Genomic DNA, 12,134 nt, shown 5'->3' on the forward strand with positions numbered 1-12,134 from the left:
GCAATCCTCGAGCGAGAACTGAAAATACTTACTTTCAACAAAACATTATCGAGCGCTTGGGTTGCGTGAAATTAAGGCGAAGCCGAATCACGAATACCATTGAAATTAAACACCACATGAGTAAAAAATGAATTCAAATTTTAGTCAATTGCTCATCAGCCTTGATTTTTTGCTTACTTTTTGATCAAGCAAAAAGTAAGAAAATCCCAATGATGGAAAGACTTACAATCGCAAGATATCAATTAAACTAAAGATCGGTCATCACAAAAAAAATCCAAAAATAAAAGGCGCTCCAACATGAGGAACGCCTTTTATCACTAAACCATCTTTAAACAAACTTAAGCCTTTATCAAACCAACTCTTTTCTTAATATTCATCGCTATTAAATACATCGCAGGTACTAAAATCAAAGTTAAGAAAGTAGCGAAACTCAATCCAAAAATCATCGTCCAACTCAAAGGACCCCAAAAGGCAACACTATCCCCACCAAAGAAAATATGCGGATTAAATTCCGTGAACAAGGTCACAAAATCAATATTCAATCCTACGGCTAATGGAATCAAACCTAAAATAGTTGCCGATGCGGTAAGAATTACAGGAGTCATACGCGTACGGCCGGCTTCAATAATGGCAGCATTTAATTCGTAGCCTTGCTCAATCAACAAGTCGGTAAATTCCACCAACAAAATTCCATTCCGTACTACTATTCCCGCTAATGCAACAATTCCGATTCCGGTCATTACAATCGAAATTTGCATATCGAAAATCGAAAGCCCAAGCAACACCCCGATAACACTGAATAAAATTTCACTCAAAATAATTAAAGGGCGACTAATGGAGTTAAATTGAGTAACCAAAATCAAGAAGATTAATCCCAAAGAAATCATCAAAGCTGTTCCTAAAAACGCTCCGGTTTCTTTTTGTTGTTCTTGCTCACCGGTCATGTCGATACTGATGCCTGCCGGAAGCGGAAACTTAGCAACTGCTTCCTGCACTTTTGCAACAACTTCATTCGCATTGGCATTGCTTAAAACGTTGCTCGATAACGTTACAATTCGTTTTTGATTTTTTCGTTTTATCCCGCCAAAGGTATTGTCGTAATGAATATTGGCAACCGATGCCAATGGCACCTGACGAATTAATCCACCCATATTCATATCACGATACGTAATTTTTAAATTCATCAACACATCAATGTTGTTGCGTTGATCTTCTTTGTAACGCAATTGTATTGGATACTCATCGTTTGCATCGCGAAACTTACTTACTTCTGCACCAAATACGGCATTTCTAATTTCACCACCAATTTGCGCAGTACTAATGCCTTCGCGGTTGGCACGTTCGCGATCAATGTCAATTACAATTTCAGGTTTGTTATTTTGTATGTCGGATTTTAATTCTTCCACACCCGGAATTTGCATCGAATCTAAATCCAATTTCAAGTGCTTTGCAGTTTGTATCAAATCGGTTAAATCATCCCCTGTAATTTCGATGCTCACCGGTTTTCCTACGGGAGGTCCTGCAGCTTCTTTATCCACAGTAATTTCAGCACCCGGAATTCCTTTCACAGCTTCCCGAATTTTATCCAAATAAATGCTGGTAGAAGCACCGTTTCGATGTGCAAATTCAACAAAAGCAACAGCAACCTTTCCTTTGTTGGGAGATGTACTTCTATCGCCATCGCTCGGGTCGGTGGCACCTACTGCAACGTTCGAAATTATGGATTCTACAATCGGATTGGGTTTACCATCCGGCTCCATTACTTTGTAAACACGCTCTTCCACAATGCGGGTAATAGAATCGGTGTATTCCACATTGGTTCCTACCGGTAAATTAATGTAGGTATACACAAAATTAGGATCACTTGAAGGAAAGAAAACCACTTTTGGTTTTACAATTCCGGTCAACACAAAACTAAAAATCAGCAAGCCAAAAGTTCCTAAAAGCAACCATGTTGGTCGGTTTCCTTTTAAAGCCCGCTTGAGCAATCTGGCATAACTGTCTTGAATGGAAGGCCATGTTTTATTCTGGAATTTTTCGATCACTTTGGTAAATACAAAACGATTCAAAATCACAAGAAGTAACAGAAACAAAATAAAATTGCCCATTCCAAAATTACCGCCGAGATAAAATATAAGTGCTATGGCTCCAAAAACAACGGATGCGATTTTTAAGCCTTTATTCTTTTTAGCACGCACTGCAGGGTCATTATCATCCTGATGCGGTTTCATAAACTGAACCGCAAATACCGGGTTTATGATATACGCTACAACCAGCGACGCCAGTAAGGTTACAATTAATGTCACCGGAAGGAAAAACATAAACTTACCAATAATTCCTTTCCAAAATGCAAGCGGAATAAAGGGTGCAAGTGTTGTGAGGGTTCCGGAAAGTACAGGTAGGAAAATTTCACCTGCCGCAATTTTTGCTGCCTGTTTAATTGGAACTTTCCCATTGTCGAAAATACGGTGCGTGTTTTCAATAACCACAATGGCATCATCCACCACAATACCCAATGCAAGTAAGAAGGCAAACAATACAATCATGTTTAAGTTAAATCCTATGCTTGGGAAAACCAAAAAGGCAAGGAAACAGGAGAGCGGCACCGACATTGCCACAAACAGTGCATTAGTAGCACCCATAAAAAACATCAAAATAATGGTAACTAAAATGAAACCAATAATAATGGTATTAATCAAATCGTGCAAGGTTACACGTGTAGAGGTAGATTGGTCGCCGGTGATGGTGATTTTTAAATCTTTCGGAAATTTATCTTTTTGCAAATCAGTAATAATTGCACGCACCTTATCAGATGCTTCAATAAGGTTTTCACCACTGCGTTTGATGATGTTTAGGGTAATTACATTTTTATGCGCTAGGCGGGCATAACTTTCTTTTTCTTTAAAGCCATCACGGATTTCGGCAATATCTTTTAAATAAACGGTAGCGCCGGAAGCAGAGCGAATGATGATATCGTTCAACATGCGTGGTTCTTTAAATTCGCCCAAAATACTGATGCTGCGCTTCATGGCATCCATTTTAATTTGGCCGGCACTCATGGTCATATTTTCATATTTCACAGCCGTTTCAATGTCGCGCATGGTCACATCGGCTGCTTCCATTTTAAACTTATCTACATTAATTTGGATTTCGCGGTCGAGTGCACCTACAACATCCACGCGGGTAATTTCGCGCATGCCTTCAATTTTATCTTTGGCATCGTCAGCAAAATTTTTGAGTTTATTCAAATCAAAATCACCGGATATGTTCACATACATGATGGGCATTTCACTAAAATCTACCTCAATCACGTTGGGTTCTTTCGTAAGCACAGTAGGTAAATCGGTACGTGCCTTATCTACCGCATCTTTTACTTTTTGCTTGGCAATAGGTACGGATACATCGGTATTAAATTCCACAATCACATTCGAGAAATCCTGAATGGAGTTACTGGTTAATTTTTTTACTCCGCTTATGGCTTTAATTTGCTTTTCAAGCGGCTTGGTTATCAGGTTCTCCATGTCTTTTGGAGAGGTTCCAAAATTGATGGTGCTCACATAAATGGTAGGTATAACAATGTCAGGAAATTTTTCCTTGGGCAAGGTATTATACGACATGATCCCCGCCAAGGTGATGATTATCGTCATCACAAATATGCTGGTCTTGTTGTTTATTGACCAGGTTGTGGGTTTAAATTCTTTTTCTAAGTCTTTCATAAAATAGGTGTTGATTGGTTGAGTTAAGGTTTGTTGAATGAACTTTTTCTTTCAATAAGTTAACCCGAATATTTTTAAAATTTGATATTATCTCCCTCATTTAAATCTTGGTAACCGGTAGTGATTAATTTATCACCACTTGCTAATCCACTAGTAATTTCGGCCATTCCACCATATTGCTTGCCAACAGTAACCTTAACTTTTTTAGCGGTATTTTTTCCGTTTTCTGTTTTAACAATCATCACATATTGCCCTTCATCCGAATTTTGAATGGTATTGATAGGTATTACATTTGCTTTGTCGTTGGCGTAGTCAACAATTTTTAAAACGGCCAACATGTTAGGGTGATAATCTTCTTGAGTTTGAAGTGAAGCTTCCACACCAAAAGTGCGAGTAAGGGTATTGATCACTCTACCTTTGAAGGTAATTTTAGCGTTCACTTTTTTATCTATATCCGGAAAAACTAATTCCACATCATTTCCCACATTTATTTTAGATGCATAGCTTTCGGCCACATCTGCTTTGGCTTTTAGTTTGGAGAAATTTACCACACGAATTCCGGGAGCACCGGGAGCAGCTGCTTGACCAAGTCGTAAGCTCACATCATCCACAGTCCCATCGATGGGTGATTTTACACGCATCATGTCAATCATTTCGTTGATGCTGCTCAATTGTTTTTCAAGCGATTCTTTTTGCGTTTTGGCTTGAAGAAATTGCATTTCTGAACCAATTTTTTGTTTCCACAAGCGTTCTTGTTTTTCGAATGCAGTAATGGACATGTTTAAGCTGGGTTTTAAAGCTTCGCGCTGAGCTACATAATTAGAGTAATCCAATTCTGCAAGCAATTGTCCTTTGCTTACTCGGTCGCCCGGTTTAACCAAAATAGTTGATACTACTCCCGGCATTTGCGCATTGATGTTCACATTTTCTTCAGCATCTACTTTTCCTTGTATGTCTACATAATGCTTAAAGGATTGGGCTTGCACGGTAGTAAAGGCCACATCTTTTATTTTGCCGACTACGCTGGTATCGTTAGCGCTCAGTTCTTTTTCAAGTGCTTTAATTTTAGTAGCAATTTCGCTTTCTTGCTGTTTTAATTTTTCCAGTTCTGCTGCTTTGTCGCCTGATTTACCGGATGAGCACGCTGCAAGCAAAGCGGTTATTCCAAGGATTAATATTGAATTTTTCATATAGTTTTTATTAGGGTGTGATAGAATTGTAGTAGTCATTTTTGATTTTGAAATGTTATTTAATGTTTCCGTTGGCTCTGTCCCAATCAACTTTCGAAATCAAGTAGTCGTAAAGGGCACTGTAATAATTGGTTTGAGCTTCTTTTAAAGCTGTTTCGGCAGTTACTACATCAGTGTTGGTTCCAACACCTTCGGTATATTTTATTTTAGAAACATTGTACACATTTTCGGCAAGTGCCATATTTTTCTTTTGGGTGCCTAAAGAAGATTGCGCATTTTGAAAATTTGCTGATGCTGAGGCTACATCCAAATCCATGGCACTTTCAAAACTCTTTAAACTATTTTGAGTTTTTTGGATTTTTAATTTGGCTTGTTGCGATTTGAAGTGCTTTTGAAAGCCATCAAAAATGGGAAGGTTTAAAGTGGCACCAATTACTCCGGTAGGATACCATCCTTTATTGGTGTCAAAAATATCAAACTCTGAACGTTGGGCAGCCGCACTTACGCTACCATAAGCGGCAATACTTGGCAAGTAATTCAACCGATACCGTTTTAACTCTAATCGGTTAAGTTTTTCTTGATTTTGCAACAATTGATATTCGATTCGGTTGGCATAAGTGGGCTTATTATTGAAATTAATTTCGGTATTAATCGGAGCATTTAAATTAAGAGAATCGGTTAAAGTAATGGGTGTTGTAATCTCCATTCCCATTTGAAATTTTAGCGCATATTCAGTTAAAGCAACCAAGCGTTCCACTTTTTCTTTTTCTACCAATAAGTTATTATAGGTAAGTTCTACTCTATCGTTGTCGATACTCTCAACAATGCCATTATCAAATAAGGCTTTGGTATCGTCCTTCAATTGGCGCACGCGATCCACGTTGGCGTACATTAATTTAAGACGCTGGCGGTATACCAATACACCGTAATATGCTTTAGCAACAGCAATTTGTGTTTCAATTTTAGTGCGGTCGTTGCTCTTGTAAGATAATTCTAACAATGCTTTAGATGCTTTTAACGCTAAGAAATAATCGCTGCTAAAAATGATTTGACTGGCCGAAATTCCGGCAGTGGCATTGTATCTTGTTCCAAATTTAACCGGTGCATAAGATCCGGGCGCACCACCAAAAAATTCAGCAGGAATTAAGGATGTTGGAATTTCAACAAAATCTTTCACATCAAAACTTCCATTAATTTGAGGAAATCCAATGCCGCGAATTTCTTTGTTGTAATTTTTAGCAATGAGGTCATCCAATGTGGCGTTTAGGTTGTTCACATTGTTTTTGAGGGCGTAGTCTTGCGCTTCTTTCAGCGTAAAACTTTTGGTTGCATCTGCTTGTGCCCAACTTCTATGGGATAGAAACAAAGCGGCAAAGAGACTGAGTACTAAGGATATTTTTTTTGTCATAAAATTTGGTGTGGTTTATTATTCTTCTTCAATCAGATGTTTGTATTTATTTATTAATTTATGTCCTTTAATCGTGGAAATGCCGTGCATAAAATGGTCGAGCAATTGCATTTGTACCTGTACCGGTTTAAATTTATCGGAAGGAAAAATGTTGGGATTGAAAGCCATTTCCACTTGCTCCACGCGTAATTTTGCGATGATTCGGATATCCATATCCTTGCGGTAGAGTCCTTGCTCCATGCCTTTTTGCAGATTTTCGACCACCATTTTCAGGATCTTCTCTTCCTTAAAAGTTTTGAAGCTTTTCCATGCCTCTGGATGATACTTTTGCATGTCGTAAAATAAATTGGGATTCATGCCGCTAAACATTTCGCCCATAAACTTCATCAACATTAAAATTTCATCAATGGCATTTTTCGATTCGCGGGCAATTTGTTCAAACTTACATTCGCGGTCATGCAAATCTTTATTGCAAAGTGTGCTTACAATTTGGTCCTTATCTTCAAAAAAAGAGTAAATGGTTTTTTTTGATATGCTCAAGTGTTTGGCAATATCGTCCATGGTTACACTCTTTATTCCGAAGCGGTAAAACAACTCGTGTGCGGCTAATTCTATTCTTTCTTGCGTCTCCATTTTTTTAAATCGGGCACAAAACTATGGAAACAATTTTAATTTCCAAAGTTTCCGTCATTTATTTTTTAAAATCCTACCTATCTTTGAAAAAAAGCTGAATTATGAAAAAGGGATTACGTATTTTATTGCTGTTGGTGTGTCTGTTAACATTACTTTACCTCATTGGGCCAGCGCCGGAGCATCCCCAATTGAGTAAAAAATTGCCACAAGTGCCGGCCGATGCGACAGGTTTGGAAATGTATATTAAAGATATGGAAGCCCGGCATCAGTTAAAACCAAATAACGAGGCACGTATCGTATGGGCAAACGATAGTTTAAAAACTATAACAGAATATGCCATTGTTTATCTCCACGGGTTCAGTGCCAGCCAGGAAGAAGGAAATCCGGTGCATCGAGCCATTGCGAAGGAGTTTGGCTGTAACCTGTATTTAAGTCGCTTAGCCGAACACGGCATTGATACCACCGAACAATTACTAAACCTAACAGCGGATAACCTATGGGAAAGCGCCAAATTGGCCCTTGTAATCGGAAAACAATTGGGCAAAAAAGTTATTCTCATGGGCACCTCTACAGGCTGCACGCTTGCATTGCAATTAGCGGCCGATTTTCCGGAGGATGTGGCCGGCTTGGTTTTATATTCCCCCAACATCGCCATCAACGACCCGGCAGCGCCATTGGTAAATAATCCTTGGGGCTTGCAAATAGCGCGTTTGGTAAAAGGTGGAAAATATTTAACCCCGCCCGACCCAAGGCCAATTTACAAACAATACTGGAACAGCCCTTATCGCTTGGAAGCTGCAGTGGCTTTGGAAGAGTTATTAGAAAGTACCATGAGTCTGGCAACATTTAGTGCCATTCATCAACCCTGTTTAAGTTTATACTATTATAAAGATGAAATCCATCAAGATCCGGTAGTAAAGGTGAGTGCTGTCAAAACCATGATGGAACAATTGGGCACATCGCCCGATAAAAAGCGCGCAGTAGCCATGCCCAATGCAGGAGATCATGTATTGGCTTCTCCTATTCGTTCAAAAGATGTGGAAGGGGTGAGGTTGGAAACGGAAAAGTTTTTGAAGGAAGTGATTGCTTTATAATATCTGTTGAAGTCTAATCCTCATTAATTGGTTATTTGAAGCTCAAATTAGCATGAATAGGGCTCAAAATAAATTGAATATAAGCTTTATTTAGCATCCTAATAAGCCTAAAATAAATCAACCAAATAGAAAACGGATTCAAGGATACAGCGCTTTAATCAATAACTTTCAGATTGCAAGTTTACGTTCTTGCTCACTTTGGAAATTTTTGCGACGACATTTCTTCAATAGCTTGTGCAAGCAATTCATACAAAAGCTTAGTATCAGCAGGCTGCGGCTTAGTTCCATTTAGTTTTCCAATCGAAAATTTTGAATAATGAAAATCAACTTTGTCTTTTGATTTTGCAGTAGCCGTTTCATCAAATATTTTTTCTCCTGCTTTGTCAAAAACGGTTATTTCCAATCTTACAGCAACCTTCTCTGAGAGCACACAATCATTGGGATTACTTTCATTAGCAGGTGCTTTCATTCCTGCTCCGGAAACACTTACTGAAATGTTCATATAATTGTCGGCTGTATTGGTTGCTACTGCCTTTTTGCCTCTGCTAACCGGATAGCCATACTGATCGTAATCAATATAACTGGCTAAAAATTTTAATGGTTTTAAAGTCATGCCATTTGTGCTTGACAAGCTGCTTGTTATGGATTTAAAAAAATCATCCATTATTTTTTTATCAATGGCGTAATAGTTAGTTAAGTCCATATCAGAAACACGCACGCCAAAATTATACAAGGCTGTATTTGTTTTGCTGATAACCGGTGGTAGTTTTTCTTGCTTTTGCGCCTTAGTATTAGTTATACCGATGATGCATAGTAAACTCAATAAGTAGTGGAATAATCTTCTTTTGGGTAGCATGGTAATAGAATTTAATGTGATTTGTATAGGTTAATACTTAACAGTTGTACAACTAAAATAAATAGTTGCTCTACAAAGAAAGGATTTTTATCGAATAAATAAAACAACCCTATTTGATTCAGTTGCTTGAGTATAAGGTATCTACCAACCAAGTTTAGGTAAACAATGGTTCACTTCACAAGGATGGATTTTCGTAAGCTGTTAAGTACGATTAGTGATACCGAATTGTTTCGGGAATTGTTTTACTTTTGCTACCCAATAAAAAAATTTATGTCACGCATCCTAACAGGTATTCAAAGCACAGGTGTTCCGCATTTGGGGAATATATTGGGGGCTATTTTGCCTGCGATTGAACTATCGAAAAAGTCGGAAAATTTATCGCTGTTTTTTATTGCCGATTTGCATACACTCACCACTGTGAAAGATGGTGCAGCGATAAAAAATAATACCTTGAGCACAGCAGCTGCTTGGTTGGCTTTTGGTTTTGATACAGAAAAGAATATTTTTTACCGACAAAGTAAAGTTACCGAAGTGTGCGAACTTACTTGGTTTTTGAATTGTTTCACGCCTTATCCCATGCTGGCTAACGCACATTCTTTTAAGGATAAATCGGAGCGTTTGGCGGATGTAAATGCCGGTTTATTTACCTATCCGGTATTGATGGCAGCCGATATTTTGTTGTACGATGCACAGTTTGTGCCGGTAGGGAAGGATCAGTTGCAGCATTTAGAGATGACACGCGACATTGCCGAAAAATTCAATAATCGATGTGGCGAAACACTTGTAGTTCCGGAGCCTTTAACAGATGAACGCGTTATGATTGTGCCGGGAATCGATGGTCAAAAAATGAGCAAGAGCTACAATAATTTCATCAATATTTTTCTTCCCGAAAAGGAATTAAAAAAAGTAGTAATGAGCATTGTTACCGATAGCAAAGCATTGGAAGATGCGAAAAATCCGGATACCGACAATGTGTATAATTTGTATAAATTAATTGCTCGTCCCGAAGAAACGGAAACCATGCGCCAAAATTACCTTAGCGGAGGATATGGTTACGGGCATGCAAAAACCGAACTTTTGAATTGTATCTTGCGGGAGTTTAAAACAGCTCGCGAGCGATTTGAATATTATATGAATCATACGGAGGAGCTCGAAAATAAATTAAAAGCAGGGGAGGAGAAAGCAAAGGCCATTGCGCGCGAAACGCTTATGCGCGTTCGGGAAAAACTGGGTTATGTTTAATATTTGGAAGAAAGTTTTTAACCACATAGGAGCATAGGAAGCATAGGTTTCACAACAGCATTGAATAAAATTATAAACCACAATCAAATAAAATAAACATGACACTATTAAGCATCCACAAAATTTCGGTAATTCTTTTCTTATTGATTTACCTTGTTAAAACAATTTTATTACTTGCCAACCAGACAGAGAATTTAGAGAAGTTTAAAAAAATGACCAAGGTGCTGGAGATGATTGTGAGCGCAGCATTTTTAATTACAGGGGTATGGATGATGATTGAAATTGGAAGTGTGAAAATGTTCCAGCTCATAAAAATTATGCTGGTGCTGGCTTCTATTCCGGTGGCTGTTATAGCCTATAAAAAATCAAATAAAGCGCTCGCTGTGCTATCCTTGTTTATGATAATCATGTCTTACGGCCTTGCCGAAATGAGTAAAAAACAGAAAGCATTGGGAAGCGACGACAATGCTTTAAATTCAAAGGATGTTGCAGTAATGGGCAAAGCCGTGTATACCTCATATTGCTTAAACTGCCACGGTGAAGATGGAAAAAAAGCTTTTATGGGTGCTTTTGATTTGTCGGTATCCACCTTAGATAGAGCGGCTATGGTAAACGTGATTAGCAATGGTAGAAAGGCAATGACACCTTACAGCGGAGTATTGAGTGAAGAGCAGATTCAAGCTGTTACGGATTACATTCAAACCCTTAAGAAATAATTTTTACACTCCAATACTTTGCACGAAACCGGTTTAAAGCAAGCCACTGCTATTATGGTGGGAATTATCAATCAGCAACAAGATGAACAGCTGATTACTGAATACCTCGATGAATTACAGTTTCTTATTGAAACAGCTGGAGCCATACCGGGCAAACGATTTACGCAACGCCTTGCTAACCCCGACCCGCGCTCTTTTATTGGTTCCGGTAAATTGGAAGAATTGCGCGTGTATGTGGAAACACATGAAGTGGATTGGGTGGTGTTTGACGATGAATTAAGTCCATCGCAATTGCGTAATATTGAGAAGGTATTGAAGCGAAAAATCATTGACCGCAATAACCTCATCCTAGATATTTTTGCAGCACGCGCCCAAACAGCACATGCCAAAACCCAAACCCAATTGGCTTATTACGAATACATGCTTCCGCGCTTAACAGGTTTGTGGACGCACTTGGAACGCCAGCGCGGTGGAACAGGTACGAGGGGTGGAGCAGGTGAAAAGGAAATTGAGACCGACAGACGTATTGTGCGTGATAAAATATCCCAGTTAAAGGAGCAATTAAAACTCATCGACAAGCAAATGGCTACCCAACGCAAAAGCAGGGGGGAGTTGATTCGTGTGGCCTTAGTCGGATATACCAATGTGGGCAAAAGCACCATTATGAATTTATTGAGCAAGAGTGAAGTTTTTGCTGAAAATAAATTGTTTGCCACCTTGGATACCACGGTTCGAAAAGTTGTGATTGACAATTTGCCCTTTTTACTTTCGGATACAGTTGGCTTTATTCGTAAGCTTCCTACGCACTTGATTGAATCGTTTAAATCAACTTTGGATGAGGTGCGTGAAGCGGATTTAATATTGCATGTAGTGGATATTTCGCACCACAATTTTGAAGCACATATTCAGGTGGTGAACGAAACACTTCGCGATATAAAAGCGCTGGATAAGCCCACTATATTGGTGTTTAATAAAATCGACCGATTTACTTTTGTGGAAAAGGACGAGGATGATTTGACCCCAATACACCGTGAAAACTTGAACCTCGAAACCCTCAAACGCAGCTGGATGGCTAAGTTGAACACACCTTGTATATTTATCTCGGCAACCGAAAAGGAGAATGTGGAAGAGTTTCGTAAAACCATTTACGACAAGGTAAAAGCCTTGCATGTGATACGTTATCCGTATAACAATCTATTGTACTAGAGAAATTTAAGTACGGATTTTTTCGGACTTGGCGCATCATTCAAAATTCATCTTTTTTGTGTTTTCGATTCGC

9 protein-coding genes are annotated in these 12,134 nt (G+C 38.7%); 4 read left to right on the plus strand and 5 right to left on the minus strand.

The window, feature by feature from the left end:
* Positions 1–338: 338 nt before the first annotated feature.
* The 4 genes from IPP32_05455 to IPP32_05470 all read right to left on the minus strand — a co-directional run bounded on the left by IPP32_05455 (position 339) and on the right by IPP32_05470 (position 6,947).
* Positions 339–3,716, minus strand: coding sequence for an efflux RND transporter permease subunit (locus IPP32_05455; protein MBL0047529.1), 3,378 nt, complete (start codon positions 3,714–3,716; stop codon positions 339–341).
* Between the two features lie 74 nt (positions 3,717–3,790).
* Positions 3,791–4,906, minus strand: coding sequence for an efflux RND transporter periplasmic adaptor subunit (locus IPP32_05460; protein MBL0047530.1), 1,116 nt, complete (start codon positions 4,904–4,906; stop codon positions 3,791–3,793).
* Positions 4,907–4,961: 55 nt separating this feature from the next.
* On the minus strand, positions 4,962–6,314 hold the full coding sequence (locus tag IPP32_05465; protein ID MBL0047531.1) for a TolC family protein: 1,353 nt from the start codon (positions 6,312–6,314) through the stop codon (positions 4,962–4,964).
* An 18-nt stretch (positions 6,315–6,332) separates the two neighbouring features.
* Positions 6,333–6,947 (minus strand): TetR/AcrR family transcriptional regulator, encoded by a 615-nt coding sequence (locus IPP32_05470; GenBank protein ID MBL0047532.1) that lies wholly within the window; start codon positions 6,945–6,947, stop codon positions 6,333–6,335.
* 101 nt (positions 6,948–7,048) lie between these two features.
* Here IPP32_05470 and IPP32_05475 point away from each other — a divergent pair, with 101 nt between their 5' ends.
* Positions 7,049–8,041 (plus strand): alpha/beta hydrolase, encoded by a 993-nt coding sequence (locus IPP32_05475; protein MBL0047533.1) that lies wholly within the window; start codon positions 7,049–7,051, stop codon positions 8,039–8,041.
* A 193-nt stretch (positions 8,042–8,234) separates the two neighbouring features.
* On the opposite strand, the gene IPP32_05480 is transcribed toward IPP32_05475, so the two are convergent.
* Positions 8,235–8,897 carry a hypothetical protein gene (locus IPP32_05480; GenBank protein MBL0047534.1) on the minus strand — a complete coding sequence of 221 codons (663 nt, stop codon included), beginning with the start codon at positions 8,895–8,897 and terminating at the stop codon, positions 8,235–8,237.
* A gap of 270 nt (positions 8,898–9,167) precedes the next feature.
* On the opposite strand from IPP32_05480, the gene trpS reads away from it, so the two are divergent.
* The 3 genes from trpS to hflX all read left to right on the plus strand — a co-directional run bounded on the left by trpS (position 9,168) and on the right by hflX (position 12,061).
* Positions 9,168–10,139 (plus strand): tryptophan--tRNA ligase, encoded by a 972-nt coding sequence (trpS, locus tag IPP32_05485; protein MBL0047535.1) that lies wholly within the window; start codon positions 9,168–9,170, stop codon positions 10,137–10,139.
* Between the two features lie 98 nt (positions 10,140–10,237).
* Complete coding sequence (locus IPP32_05490; GenBank protein ID MBL0047536.1) at positions 10,238–10,855, plus strand: cytochrome c; 618 nt, start codon at positions 10,238–10,240, stop codon at positions 10,853–10,855.
* A 54-nt stretch (positions 10,856–10,909) separates the two neighbouring features.
* Positions 10,910–12,061: a GTPase HflX gene (hflX, locus tag IPP32_05495; protein ID MBL0047537.1), complete on the plus strand. Its 1,152-nt coding sequence runs from the start codon at positions 10,910–10,912 to the stop codon at positions 12,059–12,061.
* Positions 12,062–12,134: the final 73 nt, after the last annotated feature.

This window comes from Bacteroidota bacterium, from assembly GCA_016721765.1.
Lineage (GTDB): Bacteria > Bacteroidota > Bacteroidia > UBA4408 > UBA4408 > UBA4408.